The sequence below is a fragment of the Streptomyces spirodelae genome (assembly GCF_017676385.1).
Classification (GTDB): Bacteria; Actinomycetota; Actinomycetes; order Streptomycetales; family Streptomycetaceae; genus Streptomyces; species Streptomyces spirodelae.
In genome coordinates, this window is sequence record NZ_JAFFZN010000041.1 from 21025 (window position 1) to 46335 (window position 25311).

25 protein-coding genes are annotated in these 25311 nt (G+C 71.3%); 9 read left to right on the forward strand and 16 right to left on the reverse strand.

The window, feature by feature from the left end; all coding sequences use genetic code 11:
• Nucleotides 1–26: 26 nt before the first annotated feature.
• Complete coding sequence (locus JW592_RS30465; RefSeq protein ID WP_209268495.1) at nt 27–617, reverse strand: MarR family winged helix-turn-helix transcriptional regulator; 591 nt, start codon at nt 615–617, stop codon at nt 27–29.
• A 65-nt stretch (nt 618–682) separates the two neighbouring features.
• Here JW592_RS30465 and JW592_RS30470 point away from each other — a divergent pair, with 65 nt between their 5' ends.
• On the forward strand, nt 683–1411 hold the full coding sequence (locus JW592_RS30470) for an SDR family NAD(P)-dependent oxidoreductase (RefSeq protein WP_209268496.1): 729 nt from the start codon (nt 683–685) through the stop codon (nt 1409–1411).
• Between the two features lie 396 nt (nt 1412–1807).
• On the opposite strand, the gene JW592_RS30475 is transcribed toward JW592_RS30470, so the two are convergent.
• Nucleotides 1808–2179 carry a cupin domain-containing protein gene (locus tag JW592_RS30475; protein ID WP_209268497.1) on the reverse strand — a complete coding sequence of 124 codons (372 nt, stop codon included), beginning with the start codon at nt 2177–2179 and terminating at the stop codon, nt 1808–1810.
• Between the two features lie 94 nt (nt 2180–2273).
• Here JW592_RS30475 and JW592_RS30480 point away from each other — a divergent pair, with 94 nt between their 5' ends.
• From JW592_RS30480 to JW592_RS30495, 4 genes are all read left to right on the forward strand, one after another.
• Complete coding sequence (locus JW592_RS30480; RefSeq protein ID WP_209268498.1) at nt 2274–3104, forward strand: helix-turn-helix transcriptional regulator; 831 nt, start codon at nt 2274–2276, stop codon at nt 3102–3104.
• A gap of 222 nt (nt 3105–3326) precedes the next feature.
• The gene (locus JW592_RS30485; protein ID WP_209268499.1) at nt 3327–4601 is read left to right on the forward strand and encodes a serine/threonine protein kinase; all 1275 of its coding nucleotides are present in this window, start codon (nt 3327–3329) and stop codon (nt 4599–4601) included.
• Nucleotides 4602–4802: 201 nt separating this feature from the next.
• Complete coding sequence (dapA, locus tag JW592_RS30490; RefSeq protein ID WP_209268500.1) at nt 4803–5747, forward strand: 4-hydroxy-tetrahydrodipicolinate synthase; 945 nt, start codon at nt 4803–4805, stop codon at nt 5745–5747.
• Between the two features lie 32 nt (nt 5748–5779).
• Nucleotides 5780–6541 (forward strand): maleylpyruvate isomerase family mycothiol-dependent enzyme, encoded by a 762-nt coding sequence (locus JW592_RS30495; RefSeq protein ID WP_307805603.1) that lies wholly within the window; start codon nt 5780–5782, stop codon nt 6539–6541.
• 15 nt (nt 6542–6556) lie between these two features.
• Here JW592_RS30495 and JW592_RS30500 read toward each other — a convergent pair whose 3' ends face one another.
• The gene (locus tag JW592_RS30500; RefSeq protein ID WP_209268502.1) at nt 6557–7396 is read right to left on the reverse strand and encodes an NmrA family NAD(P)-binding protein; all 840 of its coding nucleotides are present in this window, start codon (nt 7394–7396) and stop codon (nt 6557–6559) included.
• 133 nt (nt 7397–7529) lie between these two features.
• On the opposite strand from JW592_RS30500, the gene JW592_RS30505 reads away from it, so the two are divergent.
• Nucleotides 7530–8117: a TetR/AcrR family transcriptional regulator gene (locus tag JW592_RS30505; RefSeq protein WP_209268503.1), complete on the forward strand. Its 588-nt coding sequence runs from the start codon at nt 7530–7532 to the stop codon at nt 8115–8117.
• Nucleotides 8118–8235: 118 nt separating this feature from the next.
• On the opposite strand, the gene JW592_RS30510 is transcribed toward JW592_RS30505, so the two are convergent.
• On the reverse strand, nt 8236–8871 hold the full coding sequence (locus JW592_RS30510) for an HD domain-containing protein (RefSeq protein WP_209268504.1): 636 nt from the start codon (nt 8869–8871) through the stop codon (nt 8236–8238).
• 370 nt (nt 8872–9241) lie between these two features.
• Here JW592_RS30510 and JW592_RS30515 point away from each other — a divergent pair, with 370 nt between their 5' ends.
• Nucleotides 9242–10564 carry an MFS transporter gene (locus JW592_RS30515; protein ID WP_209268505.1) on the forward strand — a complete coding sequence of 441 codons (1323 nt, stop codon included), beginning with the start codon at nt 9242–9244 and terminating at the stop codon, nt 10562–10564.
• Here JW592_RS30515 and JW592_RS30520 read toward each other — a convergent pair.
• From JW592_RS30520 to JW592_RS30565, 10 genes are all read right to left on the reverse strand, one after another.
• Entirely contained in the window at nt 10512–11264 is a 753-nt protein-coding gene (locus JW592_RS30520; protein WP_209268506.1) for a maleylpyruvate isomerase family mycothiol-dependent enzyme, read from the reverse strand. The genes JW592_RS30515 and JW592_RS30520 overlap by 53 nt on opposite strands.
• Before the next feature lie 232 nt (nt 11265–11496).
• Nucleotides 11497–12498 carry a proline racemase family protein gene (locus JW592_RS30525; protein ID WP_209268507.1) on the reverse strand — a complete coding sequence of 334 codons (1002 nt, stop codon included), beginning with the start codon at nt 12496–12498 and terminating at the stop codon, nt 11497–11499.
• The gene (locus JW592_RS30530; protein ID WP_209268508.1) at nt 12498–13439 is read right to left on the reverse strand and encodes a dihydrodipicolinate synthase family protein; all 942 of its coding nucleotides are present in this window, start codon (nt 13437–13439) and stop codon (nt 12498–12500) included. Before JW592_RS30530 ends, JW592_RS30525 begins: the two co-directional genes overlap by 1 nt.
• Nucleotides 13436–15181: an FAD-dependent oxidoreductase gene (locus JW592_RS30535; RefSeq protein WP_209268509.1), complete on the reverse strand. Its 1746-nt coding sequence runs from the start codon at nt 15179–15181 to the stop codon at nt 13436–13438. The genes JW592_RS30530 and JW592_RS30535 overlap by 4 nt, the downstream gene beginning before the upstream one ends.
• Nucleotides 15178–15624, reverse strand: coding sequence for a (2Fe-2S)-binding protein (locus JW592_RS33665; RefSeq protein WP_209268510.1), 447 nt, complete (start codon nt 15622–15624; stop codon nt 15178–15180). Before JW592_RS33665 ends, JW592_RS30535 begins: the two co-directional genes overlap by 4 nt.
• Nucleotides 15621–16940: an NAD(P)/FAD-dependent oxidoreductase gene (locus JW592_RS30545; RefSeq protein WP_209268511.1), complete on the reverse strand. Its 1320-nt coding sequence runs from the start codon at nt 16938–16940 to the stop codon at nt 15621–15623. Before JW592_RS30545 ends, JW592_RS33665 begins: the two co-directional genes overlap by 4 nt.
• 257 nt (nt 16941–17197) lie before the next feature.
• Complete coding sequence (locus JW592_RS30550; RefSeq protein WP_209268512.1) at nt 17198–17818, reverse strand: helix-turn-helix domain-containing protein; 621 nt, start codon at nt 17816–17818, stop codon at nt 17198–17200.
• A gap of 107 nt (nt 17819–17925) precedes the next feature.
• Nucleotides 17926–20124 carry an ABC transporter permease gene (locus JW592_RS30555; protein WP_209268513.1) on the reverse strand — a complete coding sequence of 733 codons (2199 nt, stop codon included), beginning with the start codon at nt 20122–20124 and terminating at the stop codon, nt 17926–17928.
• Nucleotides 20121–20903, reverse strand: a complete 783-nt coding sequence (modA, locus tag JW592_RS30560; protein WP_209268514.1) for a molybdate ABC transporter substrate-binding protein — start codon at nt 20901–20903, stop codon at nt 20121–20123. Before modA ends, JW592_RS30555 begins: the two co-directional genes overlap by 4 nt.
• A gap of 136 nt (nt 20904–21039) precedes the next feature.
• Complete coding sequence (locus JW592_RS30565; RefSeq protein ID WP_209268515.1) at nt 21040–21435, reverse strand: TOBE domain-containing protein; 396 nt, start codon at nt 21433–21435, stop codon at nt 21040–21042.
• 209 nt (nt 21436–21644) lie between these two features.
• On the opposite strand from JW592_RS30565, the gene JW592_RS30570 reads away from it, so the two are divergent.
• Nucleotides 21645–22454 (forward strand): SAM-dependent methyltransferase, encoded by an 810-nt coding sequence (locus JW592_RS30570; RefSeq protein ID WP_209268516.1) that lies wholly within the window; start codon nt 21645–21647, stop codon nt 22452–22454.
• Between the two features lie 43 nt (nt 22455–22497).
• Here the strand turns inward: JW592_RS30570 and JW592_RS30575 are convergent, their stop codons facing one another.
• Nucleotides 22498–23172, reverse strand: a complete 675-nt coding sequence (locus JW592_RS30575) for a response regulator transcription factor (RefSeq protein ID WP_209268517.1) — start codon at nt 23170–23172, stop codon at nt 22498–22500.
• Nucleotides 23142–24317, reverse strand: a complete 1176-nt coding sequence (locus tag JW592_RS30580; RefSeq protein ID WP_209268518.1) for a sensor histidine kinase — start codon at nt 24315–24317, stop codon at nt 23142–23144. The genes JW592_RS30575 and JW592_RS30580 overlap by 31 nt, the downstream gene beginning before the upstream one ends.
• A gap of 110 nt (nt 24318–24427) precedes the next feature.
• Here JW592_RS30580 and JW592_RS30585 point away from each other — a divergent pair, with 110 nt between their 5' ends.
• Nucleotides 24428–25300 (forward strand): ABC transporter ATP-binding protein, encoded by an 873-nt coding sequence (locus JW592_RS30585; RefSeq protein ID WP_209268519.1) that lies wholly within the window; start codon nt 24428–24430, stop codon nt 25298–25300.
• The last annotated feature ends 11 nt before the right edge of the window (nt 25301–25311 follow it).

The window sequence follows — 25311 nt, forward strand, 5'->3', positions numbered from 1 at the left end:
ACAGTGAAAGGAGGGTCGACAGTCCCTCACTCCGGTTCTCCCACTTGAGTCAATCGGTGATCGTTCAACCGTCGTTGAACGTCCTGAAGAAGGACACGCAGCAAGTCGGCGAGCTGGTTCTGCTGTTCCGCAGTGAGACCCGTCAGCAGGTCGGCTTCGCGGGTGAGGACCTGGTCGACGGTGGATTCGACCAGTTCGTGTCCGGCCTTGGTCAGTTCGACCACGACCGAGCGGCGGCGGCTCTCTCCCCCGGACGTGGTCCGGGAGGCACTCCCGGGGCTGCGCGTGACCAGGCCCTCGCGTTCGGCGCGGGCCACCCGCTGGGAGATGGCGCCCGCTGTGATCATCGTGCGTGCCGTCAGCTCGCGGGTGGTGAGCGCATACGGCTCACCCGCGCGCCGCAGCACGCTGAGCAGGTCGAGGGTGGCGGCGTCCACACCCGCGCGGGAGAGCACGCGGCGGCGGTCGTCGCCGAACAGCTTCGCCAGCCGCCACAGCGGGGTGACGATGCCGATCGAGGAGACGGGTGTGCCGGGGCGCTCGCGCTGCCATGCGGCGGCGATGTCCGCCACGGGGTAGTCGGTCGCGCTGTCCAGCGGGTACTGATCGCTTGCCATGACCCCTTCTTTCAGTGTTATGTTTAGGTCTAAATTTAGGTCTGAACGAACACGGAGGACACTGTATGGCACGCGGCATCCTGGTCACCGGCGGTGCGACAGGCATCGGGCTGGCCGTGGCGCGGCACTTCGCGGAACAGGGGGACACAGTCGTCATCACAGGGCGGCGACAGGGCACGCTGGAGACGGCGGCCAAGGAGATCGGCGGACGAGCAGTCGTCTGCGACCACACCGACCCGCAGGCGGTGGAGCGGCTGCTGCCGCAACTGCCCGACCGGCTCGATGTGCTGGTCAACAACGCGGGCGGCAACACCGACTGGGACGTGACCGAGGACGACGAGCTCACCGCGCTGGAGGCGTTCGCGTACCGGTTCCGCGCAAACCTGGACGCCAATCTGCTCAGCGCCGCGTTGACCACCAAGGCGGTGGAGGACCGGCTGGCCGGGGGAGGCGCCGTGATCAGCATCGGTTCCATCGCGGCCGACAAGGGCTCCGGCGCCTACGGCGCGGCAAAAGCGGGCCTCGCCTCATGGAACCTGGGCCTGGCGGGGGAGCTGGGGCCGCGCGACATCACGGCGAACGTCGTCGCACCGGGCTATGTCGCCGACACCGAGTTCTTCCGCGACCAGCTCACGCCCGAACGGCGCGACCACCTCATCGCCTCCACCGCGCTGGGCCGCGCCGGTGCTCCGGAGGACATCGCGGGCGCCGTCGCCTTCCTGGCGTCTCCGGCGGCGCGTGACATCACGGCGCAGGTGCTCAATGTCAACGGCGGGGAACACGGGACCCGCTGACCGGCCGTCCGCCTGTCCGGTGCGCCCTGTCCGCCCCCAACCGCCCCCGGACGCCCGTCCGCGCAGGGAGCGCCGCTCCCTGCGCGGAGCGCCGCCCCGGGCCGGAGCACTGCTCTCGCTGCGGAGTGCCGCTCTGGTTGCGGAGCGCCGTCTCCGGTGAGGAGCGCCGTCTCTGCTTCTCGGAGCGGTGCTCTCGCTGCGGAGCACCGCGCTGGGACACCCGGCCGGCACCCGCTCGGCCGGGTCGGGCCACGGCGGGCCTGGGCGGGGAGCCCTCCTCGGTCGGACAGTTTCCGTGCGCCGAACGTCGCGAACGCGCCCGCATGCGAAGCGAGAAAGCCATCCGCTGTGGCGGACGCCCCCTCAAGGCTGCAGCCTGACGCCACACCCTGCGTGTCAGTTGAGGATCTCGGCCGCCTTGGTCATCGGCCCTCCTGCGTCACCGGTGTTGATCGTCCCCGCCGGTTCGAGCAACAGGATCGCGGTCTCCTCGTCTGCCACGGGGCAGTGCTCGACCCCGCGGGGAACCACGTACAACTCGCCAGGCTCCAGCACCACATCGGCATCCCTGAGCTGGATCGTGAGCCGCCCGCTGATGACCAGGAACAGTTCATCGGTGTCCTCGTGAGTGTGCCAGACGAACTCTCCTTTCAGTTTGGCCAGCTTGACCTCGTAGTCGTTGAGCACAGCCACTTTCTTCTGCGACCACAGCTCGCTGAACTGCGACAGCTTGTCGGCGATGTTGACAGGAACAACGGACTTGGACATACGGCATCCTTCCTCAAGGCGGTCAACTCAGGGCCCTCCGGCCGTGTCACAAACCTGCCGCGCTCGGACTCCGCTGGTCTTGTACGTTCCTGGCATGACCGGAGACCGACCCCGCACGTCCATCAACGCCTGGAGGCCGTCAGTCCCAGGGATCGCCGAGGTCTTCCACGCACACTTCACCGATCACGCGTACCCGGCCCACACCCACGACACGTGGGACCTGATGATCCTCGACGACGGCTCGGTCGACTTCGCACTCGACCGCCACCGCCATGGGGCGACCGGCACCGCCAGCGTCCTCCTGCTGCCACCCGGCGTCCCCCACGACGGTCGGACCGTCACGGCATCAGGCTTCCGCAAGCGCAACCTCTACCTCGACGACTCCGTACTCCCGCAGCGTTGGGCCGGTCGTGCGGCGGACGCTCCAGTCGTCAACGACGGGCTGCTGCGCCATCGGATCCACCAACTGCACGCCACTCTCGCCCATGCTGGAGACGGATTCGAAGCCGAATCCCGCCTCTCGTTCATCCGTGAATGGCTCCACTCCCACCTCGACGCGCTCCAGCCCCGCACACCGGGGCAAGAGGCAAACCGGCTCGCCGCCGAGCTGCGGGAACTACTGGACTCACGGATACACGCTGGCATATCCCTGCGCGAGGCCGCCGCCACCCTGCATGCCCACCCCACACACCTGATCCGCTGCTTCAAGCAGACATATGGCCTGCCGCCACACAGCTACCTCACCGGCAAGCGCATCGATCAGGCACGGCGACTTCTACTCGACGGCCACCGGCCCGCCGAGGTCGCGGCAACCGTGGGATTCCACGACCAAGCCCATCTGAACCGACACTTCACACGCCACGTGGGCACCACACCCGCGCGTTACAGGCGCACTCGCAGCGGCTCTGCCGCAACTTCTCCTTGACCCTGCCTCGGATGCTCACATCCAATCGCCTCTGTAGCCCCCGCCACGCCAACCAACCCGGTGCAGCAACCTGGTGAACCAACCCGGTCAGAGCACTAGATAGGCGATGGCGTGCTTCCGAGTGGCTGACGGAGTGGCGCCCGTGCGCGAAACTGATCCTGCCCGGGCACCTCCGCTCGCGTGCAGGAGAGGCAGCAGTGCTCGAAGCGGGGAGGCGTAGCAGTGCAGGACCAGCTACTAGCGGGCCGTTACCGGTTGGTGCGGGAGCTCGCCGAGGGCGGGATGGGGGAGGTGTGGGAGGCGCAGGACGAGACGCTGGGACGCCCAGTCGCCGTCAAGCTGATCTTCCAGCTCGCCGGCGGCGGAAGTCGCGGCAATCAGGAACGTGTCAGATTCCTGCGTGAGGCTCGGATCACTGCCCAGTTGCAGCATCCCAACATCGTGACCGTCCACGATCTCGGCGAGACCGGCGCGGGGAATGACCGTGTCCCGTTCCTGGTGATGGAGATGGTCCGCGGCGAGGGCCTGGATGCGGTGCTGAGCCGGGGGGCCGCCCCTCTACCGGACGTGGCCCGGTGGGGCGTGCAGATCTGTGAGGCGCTTGACGACGCGCACAGAGCCGGAATCATGCACCGGGACATCAAACCGTCCAACATCTTCGTCACACCGTCCGGCGTCGTGAAGGTCCTCGATTTCGGCATCGCCAAGGCAGCCGATCCCATCGCGACCCGGGTCACGCGGACGGGCTTCATCATGGGCAGTCCCGCGTACATGGCCCCTGAACAGGCGCGCGGCTACCCGGAACCCAGCAGCGACCTGTACGCCCTGGGCTGCCTTCTCTTCGAGCTGATCACGGGCCGGCCGCCGTTTCAGGCCCCCGATGCCATGGGTTACATCACCGCGCACGCCACCCAGCAGCCGCCCACGCCCAGCTCGGTTTCCGAGGATGTCCCGCCCGACTGGGACGACCTCGTGCTGACCTTGCTCGACAAGGACCCCGCCCAGCGGTACTCAGATGCCGCCGCCCTCGGGCGGGCGCTGCGACGGCTCAGCAGTGGCCCGTTGGGTCCGTTCCATATCTGGACGTTCGCCGGCAGATGCCTGGACGTCTGGTATTCCAGCACCGAGGACGGTACGAGGATCGTCCAGCACAGTTGCCACGGTGGGCCGAACCAGCAGTTCACCCTCCACCCGGTCGGTGACGGGCTGTACGAGATCAGGACGTTCGCCGGCAAGTGTCTGGACGTCTGGGGCGCCAGCGCCGAGGACTTCACTCAGATCGTCCAGCACCGCCACCACGGTGGGCCGAACCAGCAGTTCACCCTCCACCCGGTCGGCCAGGGCCTGTTCGAGATCGGGACGTTCGCCGGCAAGCGGCTGGACGTCCATGAGTGCCGCACCGACGACCACACGCCGATCGTCCAGTACGCCGGCCACGGTGGGATCAACCAGCTATTCCGCTTCGTGCTGGTTGGCTCGGAGAACCTGCCTGAGTGACAAGTTCCCTTCGCTGTAGACGTGTTCAAATAGCATCTCGCTTGGCTCGGGCATCGCCCGCACCCTCATCTGCTACCGCAGACTCACCAAACGAGATGACTCCTTATTGCGGAGCGCCGTCCCGGCCATGAAGCGCTGCTTAAGAGTCGCCCTCACGGCAATTAAATGGCGCACCGGTCCGCCGCACCGCACACTCCGGCCATGCCGATCACCACAGGGCCGTTGGGCCGTATCGCAGCAGCCATGGTCACCCCGTTCGACGCCGCCGGGGAGCTCGATGTCGAGGGCGCCCGGCGGCTGGCCGTGCACCTGGTGGACGAGGGCGGGTGTGACGCCCTCGTCCTCAGTGGGACGACGGGCGAGTCGCCGACCACCTCGGACGACGAGAAGAGAGCGCTGGTGCGTGCCGTGGTGGCGGAGGTGGGGGACCGGGCGCGCGTGGTGGCGGGTGTCGGCTCCAGCGACACCCGCCACACCGTCGCGCTGGCCCGGGACGCCGAAGCGGCCGGCGCGGACGGGCTGCTGGTGGTGACGCCGTACTATTCGCGCCCCACCCAGGAGGCGGTGACTCATCATCTGCGTACGGTGGCCGACGCGACCGGGCTCCCGGTGCTGGTCTACGACATCCCGGGCCGTACCGGAACCGCGCTGAGCACTGAGACGCTGTTGCGGCTGGCCGGGCACCCGCGGATCGCGGGCGTCAAGGACTGTGCGTACGACCTGCTCAAGTCCTCCCAGATGATGGCTCGGACGGGGCTGGCGTACTACGCGGGCTGTGACGAGTTCGCACTACCGCTGCGGGCGATCGGCGGGGCCGGGTGTATCAGCACTGTGGCCAATGTCGCGGCACGGCAGGTGTGCGGGGTACTCGACGCGTACGACGCGGGGGAGGGCGACCTGGCGGCGCGTCGCCATCTCGCGCTCGCCCCGCTGACCGAGGCCGTGATGACCGGCCAGCCCGGAACCGTCGCCGCGAAGGCCCTGCTCAACGCGCGCGGTCTGCCGGCGGGCCCGGTGCGCGGACCGCTCCTGGACGCGGACCCCGCGCTGACGGAGCGGCTGCTGAAGCTGCTGGCCGAGGTCGAGGTCGAGGTCGAGGTCGAGGTCGACGCCGAGGCCGGGGCCGAAGTTGGGGTGAGGGGTTAGTGTCGATGCCCGTGATACCTCCTGTTGCTGAAGTGGCCGAGGCGCAACGGGTCCTCCGGGGCGTACTCGCCGAGGTGGACGACGAGCAGGTGCGGGCGCCGTCCCTGCTGCCCGGCTGGTCCCGGGGGCATGTTCTGGCCCATCTGACCGACAACGCCCGGATGTTCGCTCGTCTCGCCGAGCACGCGCTGTGCGGGGAGCGGGTGCCCACCTACGACGGCGGTCAGGCGGAGCGCGACGCGATCATCGAGGACACGGCAGGACGGACGGCTGCCGAACACCGGGCCGCGCTGGCGGAGCACACCGAGGCGCTGATGTCCGTATGGTCCGGGGCCACGGCCGAGGACTGGCAACGGCCCGTCTCCTTCCGGAACGCGGACATCGCCGCGACCGTCTTCGCCCGCTGGCGCGAGGTGTGGATTCACCTGGTCGATCTGGACCTGGGGGTACGCCCTGCTGCCTGGCCCGAGGGGCTGGCCGGCCATGCCCTGGACTTCCTGCTGAGCAGGCTCCCGGACGGCACCTGCCTGGTCGCCACCGACCTCGACCGGCGCTGGCCGACCGGAACGGCGGCCTCAGCGCCGGTCCGCGAGGTGCGCGGAGAGGTACGGGACCTGGCGGCATGGCTGGCCGGCCGCACCCCTGGCACCCCGCCCACCCCGTCGGACGGCCTGCCCGAGCTGGGCCCATGGCCGCCACATCCGCCACACCCACCACAACCCACACGTCCATCACAGCCCACAGGCCCACCGCACCCACCGCATCCGTCCCGGCGACCGGGCTCGGGCGGGTAGCTCTGCCGAGAGCGTTCAGGTCAGTTCCCGCTCCACGAAAGCGCGGAAGCCGCGCGGCGGGCGGCCGGTGACCTGCTGAACGGTGCCGGTGGTGCGGTCCTCGGCGCCACCGGCGATGTCCCGGTCGAGCCCGGCCAGCAGCGCGGCGAACTCGGCGGGCATGGCGGTGGCCAGCCGGTCGCGCAGCTGCTCGTAGGTCAGCCGCCGATGGGTCACCGCGCGGCCCGTCACCTGGCTGAGGACGGCCGCGACGTCGTCGTAGCTCAGTGCCTGGGGGCCGGTGAGGACGAGGTCCGTGTTCGGGGCCCGGGTGCCGGTCAGTGCGTGCGCGGCCACGGCGGCGATGTCGTCGGCGTCCACGAAGGCGACTCGGCCCTCGTCCGTCGCGGTCGGAATGGTCCCGTTCTCCCGGATGCTCCGGGCGTGCGGGTGCTCGCCGGTGAAGTTCTGCATGAACCAGGAGGGACGCAGCACGGCCCACTCCTCGAACAGGCCGGGCAGCGCCTGGTGCACACGCCCCGTGGCCGGGCCGCCTGCCGAGACGGCCGAAGAGCTGAGCAGTACCGCGCGGCGCACTCCCGCACCACCGGCCTCTTCGAGGAAGGGCAGCATGACGTCGGCCGGGTCCGGGTGGCCGATCGGCGGGACCAGATAGACGCGGTCCGTATCGCGCAGCGCCTCGCCATGGCTTGTGGAGTCGTGCCAGTCGAAGCGGACGGGCTCGGTCTCCGGGACGGGGGCGCAGTTCCGGGAGGCGGCTTTGACGCGGTGACCGCCGGCGGCGAGCCGGGCGGCGACGCGGCTGCCGGTGGTGCCGGTCGCCCCGACGACAAGGGTGGTGCCGGTCGTGGTCATCGGCTGCTCCGGGTCATGGGCGTGGGCATGGGTACTCCTGTCCCGTACGATGCGGACCCTGGGTCCGTTTCATGGCGGGACGATACGGACCCCGGGTCCGTTTCGCAATCAGGAGTGGCACGGGAGTGACCGCATGCCCGAGCGCAGACCGCGCAAGGACGCAGCCCGCAACAGGGCGGCCGTCCTCGCGGCAGCCGACGAGCTCTTCGCCCGCTGCGAGAGCCCGGAGGACATCACCATGGCCGATGTCGCGGCGGCGGCAGGCGTAGGCAAAGCGACGCTGTTCCGTGCCTTCGGTGACCGCACCGGGCTGATCCACGCGCTCTACGAAGCGCGCCTGGCACCGCTCAGGGCCGCCACCGAGCAGGGCGAACCGCCGCTGAGTCCGGCTGGCCCGCCGCTGGAACGCGTACCGGCGCTGCTGGACGCCGTACTCTGCTTCAAGTTCGACAACCGCCACCTCGCCCTGGCCCTGGAGGGGACCGGCAGCGGCAGCCCTTACCAGGGGGCGCACTACGAGAGCTTCCACCGCACCCTCACGGGTCTGTTGGGGCAGATCCCCGGATTCGGCGGCGCTGACACCGACTTCATCGCGCACGCACTGCTCGCGGCCACCCGCGCCGATCTCGTGGAACACCTCGTACGCCACGAGGGGGCGGACCGAGAGCAGGCGAGGGCCCGGCTGGCGGACTTCGTTGCCAGGGTGCTGGGCCAGGGCTGAGCGGCCGGCGGCCGTCCTGCCGAGGCTGGCGAGGACGTCCCACCGGGTGTCAGAGGCGCCCTGCCGGGTGTCGGAGTCGCCCCGCCGGATTCCGGAGGAGCGCCCTGCCGGGGATGTCTCAGGGGCGGAGCAGGCCGCGGGCGACGGCGGCCTGTTTGACCTCCTCGTACAGCGCCGTAAGCGTCGGGCTGGCGCTCACCCTGGGGAGCTGGAGGCGGTCGAGTGCCGCGGTGTCGGCGTCCACGTCTGACCAGCCCTGGCCGGTGAGCAGTCGCATCAGCGCCGGGTTGAGGCGGTCCACGCCGCGTACCAGCCGGGCCTCGGGGGTGGCGCCCTCCTCGTACTCCCGCCACAGCGCGAGGAGTTCGGGGCCGAGCGGTTCGGGCAGCGCTCCGAACCGCTCGCGTGCCACTGCGTCCTCCGCGCGGGCCTTCGCGCGAGCCGCAGCGCGGGTCTTCGCGCGGGTCTTCGCGGTGGCGGCGTCGGCGCCGGCCGTCTGCCAGGCCGACGGGTCGCCCGCGTCGATCTCCACCACGTCGTGCATCAGGCACAGCTTCAGCATCCGGCCCAGATCGAGCCGCAGCCCGCTCTCCCGTTCGAACTCCGCGTGCAGCACCCAGCACACCATCGCCAGGTGCCAGGAGTGCTCGGCCACCGATTCGGGCCGGGTGGGGGTGGCGTGGTTGTGCCGTTCCACCTCGCGGAGACGGGCGGTGTAGGAGATGAAGTCGAACAGGGCGCGAGTGTCCGGCATGGCTGCTCTCGTCTCTCGTCTCTCGTCTCGAGTCCTTGTCGGGCCGTAATTGCTTGGACCCCGGCGGCGGGGCCCGTTACAGTGCCCGCATGTCCAGCCCCGAGGCATCCAGACTCTAGCCACCGGCTGCCCGGTGGCTGTTTCGCGCTCACTGCCCCTTCCGGGGACTCCTTCCCGTCTGCGCCGATCGCCATCGGAGCGCCGTGCCACGGGCCGTTCGCGGTAGTGCTGCCGCGTGCCCGGCTGGACGGATTCTCCGCCTGACACCTGCCCCCGCATCCCCCCGTGGGGCCTCTCGGGCCTGCCCTGTCGCCGGGCGCTGCTCGCGCGCCTGCCGCTGTCCTTTCCGAGTAGGATTGCGGAGTTTTTCATGCCATTTGTGCTGTACGTCCTCGCGCTGGCGGTGTTCGCGCAGGGGACGTCGGAGTTCATGCTGTCCGGGCTCGTTCCGGACCTCGCCGCGGAGCTGGCGGTGTCCGTCTCGGCAGCCGGGTCGCTGACCTCGGCGTTCGCCGTAGGGATGATCGTGGGAGCGCCGCTGATGGCGGTGCTGAGCAGGCGCTGGAACAGACGGCGGGCGCTGCTGGGGTTCCTGTGCGCGTTTGTGCTGGTGCACGCGGTGGGCGCGGTGACCACGAGTTTCACGGTGCTGCTCGCCACGCGCGTGGCGGGCGCGCTGGCCAACGCCGGGTTCCTCGCCGTCGCGCTGACCGCAGCCGCCGGAATGGTGCCGCCCGACGCCAAGGGGCGGGCCACCTCCGTGCTGTTGGGCGGGGTCACCCTCGCCTGTGTGGCCGGGGTTCCCGCCGGGGCCCTGCTGGGACAGGCGTGGGGCTGGCGCTCGGCGTTCTGGGCGGTGGCGCTGGTGTCGCTGCCGGCCCTCTTCGCCCTCCTCCGGTCGCTGCCCGGCCCGCAGGACGCTCGGGCGCAGGCGCAGGCGCAGGCGCAGGCGCAGGAACAGGAACAGGAACAGCGACAGCACACGCGGGAGCAGGCGCAGGCGCGGCACACCGGGCCGGAACCGGGCAGCGTCCGCGGCGAGTTGCGGGCGCTGCGCGCCCCCCGGCTGCTGGTGACGCTCCTGCTGGGCGCCCTGGTCAACGGCGCCACCTTCTGCACGTTCACCTACCTCGCCCCGCTGATCACGGACGTCGCGGGCTTCCCCGACGGCTGGGTGCCGGTGCTGCTGGCGCTGTTCGGCCTCGGCTCCTTCCTCGGCGTGACGGCGGCGGGCCGGGTGGCGGACACCCACCCGCTGCGGCTGCTGGCCGCGGGCGGCAGCGCGCTGCTCGGCGGCTGGGTGCTCTTCGCGCTGACGGCGGGCCACCAGATCGCGGCCATCCTGTTGGTCCTCGTGCAGGGCACCCTGTCCTTCGCCGTCGGGTCGACACTGATCTCCCAGGCCCTGTACGCGGCGACCAGCGCGCCGACCCTGTCCGGCGGATACGCGACGGCCGCACTCAACGTCGGTGCCGCGCTGGGGCCGTGGGCCGGGGGCGTCGCCCTCAGTGCGGGGCTCGGCTACCGTGCCCCGCTGTGGGTGAGCGCGCTGCTGGTGGCACTCGCCCTGACGGTGGGCGGCGCCGCGTGGGCCGTCGCCACCCGGCGCACACCTGTCGGCGCACCCGCCGCCTCCGCGGCTACGGCTGGAACACCTCCCGCCACCGGTGCGCCACCTTCGCGTCCCCGGTGAGCTTCAGTTCCGTCAGCGGCATCCGGTTCCACAGCACGAGGTAGAGGTCGCCGGCCGCTCCCTCGTACTCGCAGTCAGGGGCGGTCGGCGGCTGGGCGGCGCGCTCGGCCCGTGCCGGCTCCCCGAGGAAGACGCTCCAGGCCGCGCCGGGCACGTCCGTGGCCCGGATGTGCACCGTGCGCGGCTCGGCGGCGAAGCCCTCCGGGGTGCCTCTGCGCGGATAGAAGCCGCACAGCACTTCGTCGACTCCATCGGCGGCGAACTCGGGGTTCAACGGGGAGACCTGCGCGCCCAGCGCCATCTCGGCGTCCACCCGGTGCACAGCCGTCTCGTGCGCCTGCCGCCGTGCCCAGAAGGCGAGCGGGGAGGGCGCGGGTATGAACGTCCAGGCCGACAGGTCCTCCGGCGCCGACTCCAGCGCCTCGACCAGCAGCCCGTGTCCCTCCCGCAGCCAGGGCCCGAGCTCCTTGTCGGGCAGCTGTGCCACCCCGGGGCGCTCAGGGGGCCTCACCGGCTCCTCGCGGGCCTCCCGCACGAACTCGGCCGCCCAGCGGTGCACCGTACCGAGGTGGGTGGCCAGGTCGCGTACGGTCCAGTCGGGGCAGGAGGGCACGGGGGCTGCGGCATCAGCCCGTTCGACGGCGTCCGCGAAGAGGCCGCCTTCACGGCGCAGGGTGTCGATGAACTCGGAGATCTCCATGACACGGAGCCTACGGTTCAGGTGACGCCGCTCCCAGCGCGATTCGGCGGCCACCCGGCGAGGTTCGGACATTCCCATCGGACACCCTTCGTGGGTCTGTTCGATGCCGCCTCCTGCCCGCGGGCAAGCCCTGCCACCGGTGCCGGCACGACAACGCCGGAGGCACACTCGCCGTGGACCGGAAGCGTGCGCGGTACGCGACACCACGGCCCGGCGGCGCCGGAGGGCGGAGTCAGAGGGTGAAGCCGTGCGGGAACGGGTCCCGGGGATCGAGCAGATAGGTTGCCATGCCGGTGATCCAGGCGCGCCCGGAGAACTCGGGCACCACCGCCGGCAACCCGCCCACCTCGCTGGCCTCCAGCAGTCGGCCCGTGAACCGGGTACCGATGAACGACTCGTTGACGAACTCCGTACGCAGCGGCAGTTCGCCGCGCGCGTGCAGCTGAGCCATCCGGGCACAGGTGCCGGTGCCGCAGGGCGAGCGGTCGAACCAGCCGGGGTGGATCGCCATGGCGTTGCGCGAGTGCTGCCCGTCCGAGCCCGGCGCCAGGAACTGCACATGCTTGCAGCCTCCGATGGCCGGGTCGGCCGGGTGGACGGGCCGGTTCCGCTCGTTGACGGCATCCATGATCGCGAGTCCGGCGCCGAGGATGTCGTCCTTCCGTGACCGGTCGAACGGCAGCCCCAGCTGGTCCAGTTCGACGATCGCGTAGAAGTTGCCGCCGTACGCCATGTCGTAGCCGACCTTGCCCAGGCCCGGGACCTCGACGGTGGCGCCGAGCTCCAGCGCGAACGCGTCCACGTTCCGCAGCGTTACTTTTTCGGCCATACCGTCCCGTACGGTGACCCGGGCCTCCACCAGGCCCGCCGGGGTGTCCAGCCGTACCGTGGTCTCCGGCTCGGTCACCTCCACCATGCCTGTCTCCACCAGCACGGTCGCCACCCCGACAGTGCCGTGCCCGCACATCGGCAGGAACCCGCTCACCTCGATGTAGAGCACACCCCAGTCGGCGTCCGGGCGGGTCGGCGGCTGCAGGAGGGCCCCACTCATCGCCGGATGCCCGCGCGGCTCGTCCACCAGGAACCTGCGCAGCTCGTCCAGGTGCTCGACGGCGTGGCGGCGGCGCTCGGCCATCGTCTCGCCGGGGATCGGCGGCACGCCCCCGGTGACCACCCGGGTCGGCATGCCCTCGGTGTGCGAGTCGACGGCGCTGAGCGAGCGGACCGAGCGCATCAGGCGGCCCCCCGCTCCGCGAGGGCGGAGATCGCCCGCGCCATATCGGCCTCTACCTGCTTCCGCATCGCCGGAGTCAGCGGCCCGCGTGGCGGTCGGCAGGGGCCGCCGAACCGGCCGACCTGCTCCATACCGAGCTTGATCGCCTGTACGAACTCGGTACGCGAGTCCCAGCGGAAGGCCGCCACCAGCGGTTCGTACAGCGCCCGCGCCTCGGTCGTCTTCCCCGCGGTCGCCAGCTCGAACAAACGTGCCGACTCGGCGGGGAAGACGTTGGGGAACCCGGCGAACCAGCCGGTCGCGCCCATCAGCAGACTCTCCAGCACCACGTCGTCGGCGCCGCTGATGACCTCCAGGCCGCTTCCGGCGGTCCGCTCCTTGATCTCCAGCACCCGGCGCACATCGCCGGAGAACTCCTTGACGGCCACGACATTGTCGATCTGCGCGATCTCCGCGAGCAGGTCCGGCGTCAGATCGACCTTGGTGTCCAGCGGGTTGTTGTAGACCATCACCGGAAGACCGACGGAGGCGACGGCGGTGAAGTGCGCCAGTATCTCGCCCCTGTTGGCGCGGTACATCGTCGGCGGCAGACACAGCACCCCGTCCGCGCCGTCCTCGGCCGCCGCCTCGGCCCAGTGCCGAGCCTGGTGCGAGCCGACCCCGTGCACGCCGACGACGACCGTGCCCGCGTCACCCACCGCCTCGATCGCCGTACGGGCCACGGCGCGGCGCTCGTCGTCCGTCAGCGACGAGTACTCGCCCAGCGAGCCGTTGGGTCCCACCCCGTCGCAGCCGCTGTCCACCAGCCAGCGGCAGTGCTCGGCGTAGCGGTCGTAGTCCACGGCCAGACCCGCGGGCGCGGAGGGGTCCTCGCGGTACGGGAGCGCTGTCGCCACCACCACGCCGCCGAGGCCGGGGGCGGCCTGATTGCTCTCGCTCATGAATCGCTCTCCTGTTCGCTGTCGGGGTGGGATTGTTCGCCTTCGATGTGGGTCGGTTCGCCTCGGCTGCGAGTCTGTTCGTCTTCGGTGCGGGTCTGGTCGCTGGCGCTGGGCCTCTGTTTGCTGTCGCTGGGGATCTGGTCGCTGGCGTCGCCGAGCTGTTCGCCTTCGGGCAGGTGCTGTTCGTCGTCGATGAGGGCCGCGGCGGGGGACGCCAGTTCGCCCAGCCGGATCGGCTGGGCGATCGGCCTGCGGTGCGGGGTGGCGGCGGGCAGGCCATCTGCGGGCCGCTCGGCCGGTCCGTCTGCGGCCCGCCCCGCGAACCGGTCGCGGAGTTCGGTGACGGTCGGGCCGCAGATCCGGGCCTGGCACGGCCCGAGCCCGGCCCGGGTGCCGAGCTTGGCGACGCGCGGCGCCGACTCGGCCGCGCTGGTGAACGCCTCGCACAGCGCCCGGTAATCGGTCTCCTCGCAGCGGCAGACGACCGTGTCCAGGCGCAGCCAGCCCGGCCATCCAGCGCCGACGGGGTGCGCTCGGGCGAGCCGCCGCGCGAAGGCACGCCCCTGGTCCCGGCTGCGCCGCAGTACCCGCAGTGGCTGTACGGAAGGGGCGCCTCCGGCAGCGGTCCAACCGGCGACCGCTCCCTCGGCGCACGCGGCCGGAGCCCCGGCGATCCCGGTGATCTCCCCGGCGGCGAAGACGCAGGGCACGCTGGTGCGCTGTTCGTCGTCGACGGCCACGAACTCCCCGGTTCCCCCGCGGCCGGGCTGTTCGCCGCGCAGCGCGCACCCCGCCGCCACCGGGAGCTCAAGCTGAGGACTGAAGCCGTGGCCGACGCACAGCGCGTCCACCGTGACCGTGCGCTCCGTCCCCGGTACCACCGACCAGTCCGGGCGCAGCCGCGCGGTGACGATCTCCTCCACCCGGCCCGCACCCCGCGCCTCGACGACGGCGCGGCCCAGCCGGTACGGCACCCGGTGGCGCGCCAACGCGGCGGCGCAGTCCTTGAGTTCGGCCGCCTTGCCCAGTTGCGAGGCCAGCTCCCACGGGCGGCCGCTCCAGCCACGGGCCACGGTGCCGGGAGTGCCGGCCTCCAGCACCTCCCGTACCCGGGAACCCGCCTCCAGCAGCGAGGCAGCCACGGGCAGCAGGAACGGACCACTGCCCGCCACCACCACGCGGTCACCGACGACCACCCGCTCGCCCTTCGCCAGCGCCTGAGCGGCTCCCGCGGAGTAGACGCCCGGCAACTGCCAGCCGGGGAAGGGGAGCACCCGGTCGTGCGCCCCGGTTGCCAGCACCAGCGCGTCCGCGTCCAGCGTGCGCCGCGTACGGCCGGAGCCGTCCACCGGTCCGCCGCACAGCAGATGCAGCCGCGGCGGTGCGCCGACGGACCGCTTTCGGGCCTGGTCGGGACGCTCCTGGAGCCGACCGGGGCGTTCGGTGCCTTCCCCGTCCTGGTCGGGGCGCTCCAGGGCCCAGACGGAGGTCTCCGGGAGCCAGGTGCAGCGCGGGTGTGCCAGCACTTGACGGCGGCGGCGCTCGAACGCGGACCAGCCGTGCTGGAGTTCACCGGGGCGCTCGGCGGCGTACGCCTCGGGCAGCGTGCGGTGGTACTGGCCCCCGGGCTGCTCGGCGGAGTCGATCAGCGTCACCCGGGCGCCCGCCGCGAGCGCCGCGTGCGCGGCGGCCAGCCCGGCAGGTCCCGCGCCGACGACGGCGACATGGCGGGCGGCGGTCATTTCTCCCCCTCGGCCCGGGCTCCGGACCGGGAGTCGTGGCCGGGGCCGGAACCGTGGCCATAGCCGTGATCGGGGTCGTGGCCGTGATCGGGGCCGGGGTCGGGGCCGGGTTGGGGGCCCGGGCGGGGGTCGGTCCTACCGGGGTGTGCGCGTGACTGGGAGCGGACCACGTCGCCGTCCACCGCTCGTCGCCGGCAGGCCCGTACGTCGCGGTCCTCATTGACGGTCACCAGGCAGTCGAAGCACACGCCGATACCGCAGAACACCCCCCGTCCGGCGCCGGACGGGCCGGTGCGCCAGGCTGTCCGGCCGGAGGCGAGCAGCACGCCGGCCAGCGTCTGCCCCTCGATACCGTCGGCAGGTTCGCCGTCGACGGTGATCCGCAGTGGCCGGTCCCGGCGGCCTGTGGAGTCGCTTCCGGCGGGTACGAGTCTCGGGCTCATGTCCCCTCCTGGTTCTGCTCCGGCTCCTGCTCCTCGCCCCGGTGCTGCTGCTCCTGGGGCCCGGTGTCCTGCTGCAGGGGTCCGGTGTCCCGCTGTCGGGGTTCCGCCGTGGGGCTGGGGGCCCAGCCGTGCTCCGAGCCGGGTCCGAGCACGGCTGGGCGGTCCACCCGGAACGGATGGGTGTCGATTTCGGGCGGCTCCTCCAGCACGAGATTCCGCAGCAGCCGTCCGGTGCCGACCGACAGCCCGATTCCGGCCCCTTCATGACCGCTCGCGTGCCACAGCCCGGCCAGCCGGGGGTCCGGCCCTATGACCGGCAGATGGTCGGGCACGTACGGCCGGAATCCGCCGTACGCCCGCATCACCGGCACACCGGCCAGGGAAGGGAAGAGCCGCAGCGCCTTGGCGGCGACGGCCGACAGGACCTCAGGGCGCAGCCGGTCGTCGAAGCCGACCCGGCGCCGCGAGGAGCCGATCAGCACGCTGCCCGCCCGGGTGGACTCGACCACGGCGGAGGTCTGCAGCTCCTCCTCACTACTGCCGACGGCGCCGACATAGTCCGCGTCGTAGACCTTGTGGAAGACCGTCGGCGGGAGCGGCGTCGTCACCAGGACGTCGCCTCGGCGGGGTTCGACGGCGACGGGCGCCCCGAGCCGGGCGGCGAGCGCCCCGGACCAGGGGCCGGCCGCGTTGACGAACAGGTCGGCCTCCAGCAGTCCGAGGGGCGTGCGGACACCGGTCAGCCGGCCGCTCCGGGCGACCCCGGCCAGCACCTCCTCGCCGGTGCGCAGTACGGCGCCGGCCGCCAGCGCGTCGGTCAGCAGGGCGGCGGCCGCACCGGCGGGCTGCACCTGGGCGTCCTCGGGGTAGTGGACGGCCGCGGTGTGCGCGGGGGTGACGAAGGGCTCCGCCGCGCGGAGGGCGTCCGCCGTCAGGGCCTCGGCCCGCACCTGCACCTCACGCTGGGCGGCGGCGAACTCTGTGAGCCCGTGCGCGCCCTCCTCCGTGGTGGCGACGACGATGCCGCCCTTGGCGTGCCACTCGACGGCTTCGACGCGCCGCGCGGCGGTGGGGGAGCGGTCGGCGATCGCGGACAGCACCTCGGGCCAAAGGCGCCGGGACAGCTGGGCGAGCCGGAGTTCGGGCCCGGGGGCCTTGTCGGAGACCAGGACGTTGCCTTCGCCGTGCGAGGTGGTGGCCGCACCCGGGCCGCCGCGGTCGAGAACGGTCACCTCCAGCCCCGCCAGGGCCAGTTCGCGAGCGCAGGCCGCTCCGACGATACCGGCGCCGAGTACGACGACCCGTGTTCCGTTCATCGAACTCCCCTCGCCGTCATTCGTTCGGTGAAGCGAACGTTGGGGACGTTATGCGAGGGCTTGGGGAGTGTCAATGGTTCCGCGCGGCCGGTGGTGGCGGGTGGCCGACGGTTCCGGGCGGTCGGCGGCTCCGGGTGGTCGGCGGCTCCGGGTGGTCGGCGGCTCCGGGTGGTCGGCGATACGGGCGGGTGGCTGTTCCGGGCGGCTGCCGGTTCCGGGCTGTCGGCCGGTTCCGGGCGGTCGGCGCCGTGAGCCGGTCATGCACCGCAGGGAGCGCCCTCGCCGGGGATCTGGTGCGGAGAACCGGCGTCCAGCCGCTGGTCGGACCGGTACTGGAGGAGCAGGACCGAGCGTACGGTTCCCTCCGGGGCGGCATAGCTGTGCGGCAGCGTGGCGTCGAAACCCACGTAGTCCCCGGCCTCCAACTCCACCTCGTGGCCGTCCACCGTCACTGTCAGCCGCCCGGCCTGCACTACGGTGTGCTCGATGCCCACATGACCCAGTGAGTCGCGCCGTTCACCGGCCCTGACCTGCTGGTCGTACACCTCGAAGACCGCCTGACCCGACTCGATCCGGCGCAGCGGGCGCAGGTCGATGCCCTCGCCGCTGAGCACCTCGACGTCTCGGGCCCGCACCACACGAAGACCCGTCGGCTGCTGGGCGTCCAGCAGGTCGGAGATCGGCACTTCCAGGACGCGCGAGAGGCTGAAGACCGTCTCGATGGTGGGGTTCCCCGCACCGGACTCCAACTGGGACAGCGTCGCCTTGCCGATCTTCGAGCGACGGGACAGCTCGGAGATCGACAGCCCGCGCCGGGACCGCACCCGCTTCAGATTGAGCGCCAGCATCCCCCGGATCGACCCCTCAGGACCGCTCACGGTCCCTCCCTTCCCCTCGCGACGTCTTGTTCCGTCTCGTTCGTTATAGCGAACGAAGTGATGGCGTGCTGGCTCATTATCCCGAACGGCGTAAGAGACGCGGTTGATCATCTCTCCACGAGGGTGATCTCCGTGGCCTTGACGCTGGTGAACACCTCGGCGCCGTCCGTCAGCCCGAGCTCGGCGGCGGCCTCCGTGGTGATCTCGGCGACCAGGTCCGGCCCCTTCCCGTCCAGGGAGGTGACGAGTACCCGCAGCCGACTGCCGACAGCCGCGATCTCCCGCACCGTCCCCGGCCACACATTGCGCGGACTGCCGTGCGGGCGTTCGCGGTGGACGGCGACCGCCTCCGGAGCGATGACCGCCAGCACGGCGGTCCCCTCCGCCACCGGGTCGGCGACCACCAGACTGCCCCCGTCGTCGAGGACGAGCACGCCGCTCCCCGTCGTCCCCGTCCCCTTCCCCTTCCCTGCCCCCGTCGCCGTGCCCGCGAGCGCGTTGCGCCCGAGCATCCGCGCAACCCATGCGGAGCGGGGGTGCCGGGTGACCTCGGCGGGCGGAGCGTCCTGCAGCGCCCGGCCGTCCTCCAGCACCAGAACCCGGTCGGCCAGCGAAACCGCCTCCACCGGGTCGTGCGTGACCAGCAGACACGCACCGCCGAACCCGGAAAGATGGCCGCGCAGCGTGTGCCGTACCTGCGCGCGGGTCGTCTGGTCGAGCGCCGCCAGCGGCTCGTCGAGCAGCAGTAGCCGGGGCCGCGCCGCCAGCGCCCGCGCCAGTGCCACTCGCCCGGCCTGGCCGCCGGAGAGCTGCCCCGGTCTGCGGTGGGCCAGGTGCCCGACTCCCAGCCGGGCCAGCCACTCCCCGGCCTGCCGGCGCGCCTCGGTACGGCCCACGCCCTGTGCGCGCAGCCCGTAGGCCGTGTTCGCCAGGGCGCTCAGATGGGGAAAGAGGGCGCCGTCCTGAGGGACCCACGCGACACCGCGCCGGTGCGGCGGAAGCGAGCCGACCTCCTCGTCTCCGAGCAGCACTTCGGCGCGAGCGCGTGGGGTGAGGTCTAGGAGGGCGCGCAGCAGAGTCGTCTTACCCGCCCCGTTGGGGCCAACGACAGCCACCGTGGTGCCGGGCGCGACATCCAAGGTGAGTTCGGTGGCCCCGGTGACACGGGCATGCAGCGGCCATTTGTCGCCGGGGGCGGGGGCAGGGGTGGTGAAGGAATCGGCGATGTCCGTTCCACGGGCGTCGGCTCCATGGGCGTCGACGGAAGCTTTCGCGGGCACTTTCACCGGAGCGGGTGGGGTGGGTAGGGCGAGTGGGGCAGCTGGAGCGGTGGGAGCAACCGCGGCGGTCGGAGTCACAGGCGTGGTCGGGGCCACCAGGGTGGTCGGGGCCACCGGGGTGGTCGGGGCGGTCGGAGCGGCGGCTCCGGCGGCTTCTGCCGGTGGGATCGGCTCAGCGGCGCCGACAGCCGGGGCCGCCCGGTCCCGGGTGCGCCCGCTGCCCGTCCACCGGCCGCGCAGCCCGACCAGCACCGCCATGGCGATGACGAGCAGCAGCAGCGAGACCGATGTCGCCGCCTCCGGCTGGTCCTGGAGCAGCAGATACACCTGGAGCGGCAAGGTCTGGGTGGTGCCAGGCAGGTTGCCCGCAAAGGTGATCGTCGCCCCGAACTCACCCAGCGCCCGGGCCCAGGTGAGCGCCGCGCCCGCCGCCAACCCGGGCGCGACCAGCGGCAACGTCACCGTCCAGAACACCCGCAGCGGTCCGGCGCCGAGCGAGGCCGCCGTCTCCTCATAGGCGGGCCGCAGCCCGGCCAGCGTTCCCTCGAGGCTGATCACCAGGAACGGCATCGCCACGAACGTTGCCGCGACCACCGCGCCCGAGGTGTGGAACGGCAGCACGATGCCGAAGGCGCCCTCCAGCCATGGCCCCAGCAGGCCACGCCGCCCGAAGCCCAGCAGCAGCGCCACGCCCCCCACGGTGGGCGGCAGCACCATCGGCAACAGCACCAGGGAGCGCACCACCGCCTTGCCTGGAAAGCTCACCCTCGCCAGCAGCCAGGCCAGCGGCACGCCGAGGACCAGCGACAGCGCGAGTGCGCCGAAGGACACCAGCAGCGAGAGCTTCACCGCCTCGGTGACACCCTCACTGCCCAGATGCGCGCCCAGCTCCCCCCACTCCGTACGCACCAGGACACCGAGCAATGGCAGCAGCAGAAACGCGATCGCGAGCAGAGCCGGCATCGCCAGCGCGAGTGGTGTGCCGAGCCGGGTGCGGGCCCTCACGGCGCGGTACCGACGCGTCATGGGCGCTGGAAACCGGCCTTGCGCAGCAGCTTCTCCGCCTTCGGACTGCTGAGCCACTTCACGAACGAGGCTGCCCCCTGCTGATGCTCGGACCGTTTCAGGACGGCGGCCGGATATGAGGCGATGGCGTTCTCATCGTCCGGGATCTTCACAGCGTCAACCTTGTCGGGCGCCGTGGCGGCGTCGGTCTTGTAGACGAGACCCGCGTCCGCCTCGCCCAGCTCCACCTTGCTGAGCACCGCCCGTACGTTCGGCTCCTGCGAGACCGGCTTGACCTCCAGTTTCTGGGCGTCCAGCACCTGCTTGCCGTAGCGCCCGACCGGTACCTGGGGAGCTGCCAGCACCACCTTGAGCCCGCTGTCGGTCAGGTCGTCCAGCCCGTCGACATGCTTCGGGTTGCTCTTGCCGACGGCGATCACCAGCCGGTTCTTGGCTATGACGGCCGGCCTTCCCGTCTCAGCCTTGAGGCTGTCCATGGTCGTGGTGTCCGCCGTGGCGACCACGTCAGCAGGCACCCCCTGTTTCACCTGTGCGGCCACCGTCTGCGACCCGGCGAAGGAGAACTTCACCTTCGTGTCCGGGTGCTCCTTCTCGTACGCCTTGCCCGCCGCCTGGAAAACATCGGTGAGGGAAGCGGCGCCGAGTACGGTCAGCTCGGTCTTTCCCCCCTTGCCCGCACTGTCCCCGCCGTCACTTCCACAGGCGGCCAGCGGCACGAGAACGGCAACGGTCGCAAGCGCGGCAAGCCCCCGGCGAGCGGTCAGAAGGTGCGTTGGCATGGGGCGGAACTCCTGAGCAGGGACGAGGGACAGGGCGGAACATGGGCGGCGCGGAACGAGCCCGGGCCGGGATGAGCGAGACGGGACGGAAGGTGGCGGACTCGGACCCGGGCCGGGCCGGAGTCCGGTCAAAGGCTCATGTTCGATCGATATGGACATTTGTCGACTTCACTCGGGCTGTGGCCTGCATTCCGACCTCCAGCCCCAGCTCCTCCACGGCCTCCCGGGTCAACAGCGAGACCAGCCGGTGCGGCCCCGCCTGGATCTCCACCTGCGCTGCCACATCGCCGAGCTTGACCGCCGTGACGATGCCGGGGAACGCGTTGCGCGCCGAGGTGTAGGAGGTCTCCTCGTCGTCGGCGGCGTGCTGACCGATCTCGACCGAGAAGGCGGCCAGAGCCCGCCCGTCGATCAGTCGGCGCCCGCTCTCATCGCGGTGGGTGGCGACCCGGCCGGCGTCGGCCCAACGCCTGGCCGTGTCCGGACTGACGCCGAGCAGCCGCGCGGCCTGCCCGATGGTGTACGACTGCATGTGCGACAACGTATGAGGTATGGCCTCGCATCTGCAATGCTCTACCGCTCTCTCTATAGCATCTGCCAGGACGGGCTGGAGGAAGCGCCAAGCTGCCTGTCTCCCCCACGCGGGGTCGTACGCGGCGCTGCACTGCCTGAGCACCGACCACGCCGCCTAAACTCGGCCCACAGTTCCTGGGCGCGGCTTCGAGTGGAGAGGGCACCAATGTGAGCGAGCGCAGCGATCCCCCAGGGGAGACGCCCCCGGTCGCCCACGTCGCACACAACGCCAGGGTGTGGAACTACTGGCTCGGCGGCAAGGACTACTACGACATCGACCAGCAGGTCGGCGACCACGTCACCAGCATGTTCCCCAGCATTCGCGAGGTCGCCCGCGCGGATCGCACATTCCTCGGCCACGCGGTGCGGTTCCTGGCGGGCGAGGCCGGAGTCCGGCAGTTCCTCGACATCGGCACCGGCTTGCCCACCGTCGAGAACACCCACCAGGTGGCCCAGCGGGTGGCCCCCACCTCGCGGATCGTCTACGTCGACAACGACCCCACCGTCCTGGCCCATGCCCGAGCCCTCCTCGCCGGCTCCCCGGAGGGGGAGACGGACTACATCGACGCAGACGCCCACCAGCCCCAAGCCATCCTCGACGCCGCCGCCGACACCCTCGACTTCACCGAGCCCGTCGCCGTCATACTGCTGGGGATCCTCAACTTCATCGCCGATACGAGGGAGGCGACCGAGATCGTGGAAACCCTGATGGCGGCCGCGCCCTCCGGCAGCTACCTGGTACTCACCCACCCCACTCTCGAACTCGGCGGCGACGGCAACGTCGAGGCAATGCGCTTCTGGAACGAGAACGCCGCCCCGCCCATCACCGCCCGCACCGGCGCCGAGGTTGCCCGCTTCTTCCAAGGGCTGGAGCTGCTGGAGCCCGGCATCGTCTCCTGCGCCCGCTGGCGGCCGGGGTACGAGGCGGAGGACGAGAAGACCGTGGCCCAGTTCGGCGCCGTGGCCCGCAAGCCCTGACCCCTTCTCACCCTTACTCTCCTTCCCGCTCCGCATTCTGTCCTCATGAACCCTCCCCTCGCAGGTACGTCAGCACGGCGACCACCCGGCGGTTGACGTCCGGGTTGTCAGCCGGCAGGTCCAGCTTGAGCAGGATCCCCGCGATGTGCTTGGCGACGGCCGCCTCCGTCACCACCAGACGCCGGGCGATGGCGGAGTTCGAATGCCCCTCCGCCATCAACGCCAGCACCTCCCGTTCCCGGGGAGTGAGCCGTTCCAGCGGCCCGCGGCGACGGGCGAGGAGCTGGCCTACCACATGCGGGTCCACCACCGTGGTGCCTCTGGCGACGCGATCGAGGGCATCCATGAACTCCCCGACATCACCCACCCGTTCCTTGAGCAGATACCCCATGCCCGCCCGCTTCCCGCCGTGCTCCATCAACTCCTCGGCGAAGGTCTGCTCGACATACTGACTCAGTACCAGCACTGCGAGCTCTGGCTGCTCCGCCTGCAGGGAACGCGCCGCACGCAGGCCCTCGTCGGTGAAGTCCGGCGGCATCCGCACATCCGCCACCACCAGTTCGGGCCGGTGCACCCGTACCGCCGCGAGCAGCGAGTCCCCGTCGCCCACCGCCGCCGCCACGGAGTGACCGAAACGCTGGAGCAGTTGAACCATCCCCTCGCGCAGCAGCACCCCGTCCTCAGCGATCACGATCCGGAGAGGACGCTCGGTGTGCATGGGATCTCCGCTCTCACCCGAGTGGGTCCACCCTGTGGGCTGGACAGGAACATTCTTCCGTCGGCCGCGGCGACCCGGTCGACCAGCCCGGTGAGGCCCGAGCCCGCCTCGGTATCGGCACCGCCGACGCCGTCGTCCATCACCTCCATATGCAACACCCCTTCCTTCACTCGCGCCCTCACCCGGCAGTGCTCCGCCCCGCTGTGCTTCGCCGCGTTGGTCAGCGCCTCGGACGTCACGAAGAACGCGGTGGTCTCGGCTGTCTCCGACAGACGGCCCGGCAGTTCGATGTCCAGGTCGACAGGTATGGGTGAGCGGCCCGCTATGTCGCGTACCGCCGCGTGCAGGCCCCGTTCGCTGAGGACCTGGGGGTGCACGTTGTGGATCAACTCCCGCAACTCGGCCAGAGCCTCCTTCGCCAGTGCATGCGCCTCGCCGACCTCCTTGGCCGCGACGGTACCCGCCGGCACTTCCAAGGCGGCCAGCCCCAGCCGCACGTTGAGCGCCACCAGCCGCTGCTGTGCCCCGTCGTGCAGGTCGCGTTCGATGCGGCGGCGCTCGGTCTCGAAAGCGTCCACCAGCCGGGCCCGGGAGCGGACGACCTCACGCAGCTCCCCCTCCACGGGCGCCAGCACCGAGCGGGTGACCGCGCCACGGACGCCCGCCCAGGCGCCTATCGGATAAGTCGCGACGATAAGCAGCGCCGCCCCGGCTATCGGACCGGTGACCTTCTCCCAGCCCGTCGCCGTCGGCTGGAGTGGAGAGAGGAGCAGCACTCCGGGAATACCGAGCGAGACCAGCGCCACTGCCAGATCGGCCCACGCCACTGCCAGAACCGAGACGGCGCCGTACCCGTACGATCTACGGCCCGCAGGCGGGAGCGGAGAATCGGGCTCCACCAGGCCGAGACGCCACCGCTCCAGCGGGCCGGCCAGCGCGGCACCGAAGGCTATGGCCAGCACCGAGCACAGCACGCCCGCCACTCTTCCGAACGGCGCGGCCAGCGCGGCCGCGACGGTCAGATACACCACGGCCGCCAGCCCGCCGCCGGACAGCAGATAGGCCAGCGAACGCCATGGCCAGGCAGTGAGTGGAAACCGCAACGGCGCATGGCCGAGAGATTCCAGGACGGTTCGAGAGATCACGGAACGACCGTAGCCGGGCGGCATGGGCCCGAGCAGTAGTGCCAGGTGTAGTCCTGATACTCGTCCAGGCACTGCTGCGGGGGAGGCCGCCCGCGGCGTTCCCTTGAGCCATGACCACGGAACAGACCACATCGCCGGCCACCGGCTCGGCGGACCGGGCACAGGCCGGACGCACTGTATCGCCGACGCCGGTAGAACTGCGCGCGGTGGAGAAGCGGTACGGAGAAGGAGAAAGGTCCGTCACCGCCCTGCGCGGCGTGACCCTCAGCTTCGAGAGCGGCACGATGACCGCTGTCATGGGCCCTTCCGGCTCGGGCAAGTCCACGTTGCTGCACTGCGCGGCCGGTATAGAGAGGCCGACCCGGGGTAACGTGCTGATCGACGGCGTGGAGCTGGGCGCCTTGGACGAGCATGCGTTGACGGTGCTCCGCCGCGAGCGAATCGGCTTCGTCTTCCAGTCCTTCAACCTCGTCTCCGCGCTGACAGCTGCCCAGAACGTCGAGCTGCCCTTGCGGCTGGCCGGTCGTCGTGCCGGGCCGGGAGAAGTGGCCGCCGCTCTGAGACGGTTCGGCCTCGGCGACCGGGCGGGACACCGGCCCGGTGAGCTGTCGGGCGGTCAGCAGCAACGGGTCGCGCTGGCCCGGGCGGTCATCACCCAACCAGCAGTGCTGTTCGCCGATGAACCGACCGGCGCGCTGGACACCCACACCTCACAAGGCGTCCTTCGACTGCTGCGCCAACTGGTCGATGAGCACGGACAATCGATCATCATGGTCACCCACGATCCAGCGGCCGCCTCGTACGCGGACCGGGTGGTGCTGCTCGCTGATGGCAGGCCCGTCAGCGAACTTCACGGTCACGAGGGGCCGGAGGCGATAGCGGCACGCATGGCCGCGCTGGAGACGTCCGCGACCGGGAGCGCCACACCTCCCCAACCCGCATCCGGGCCGATTGACGAGGGGCGAGAGGCGGTGCGGTCGTGATCAGCCTTGCG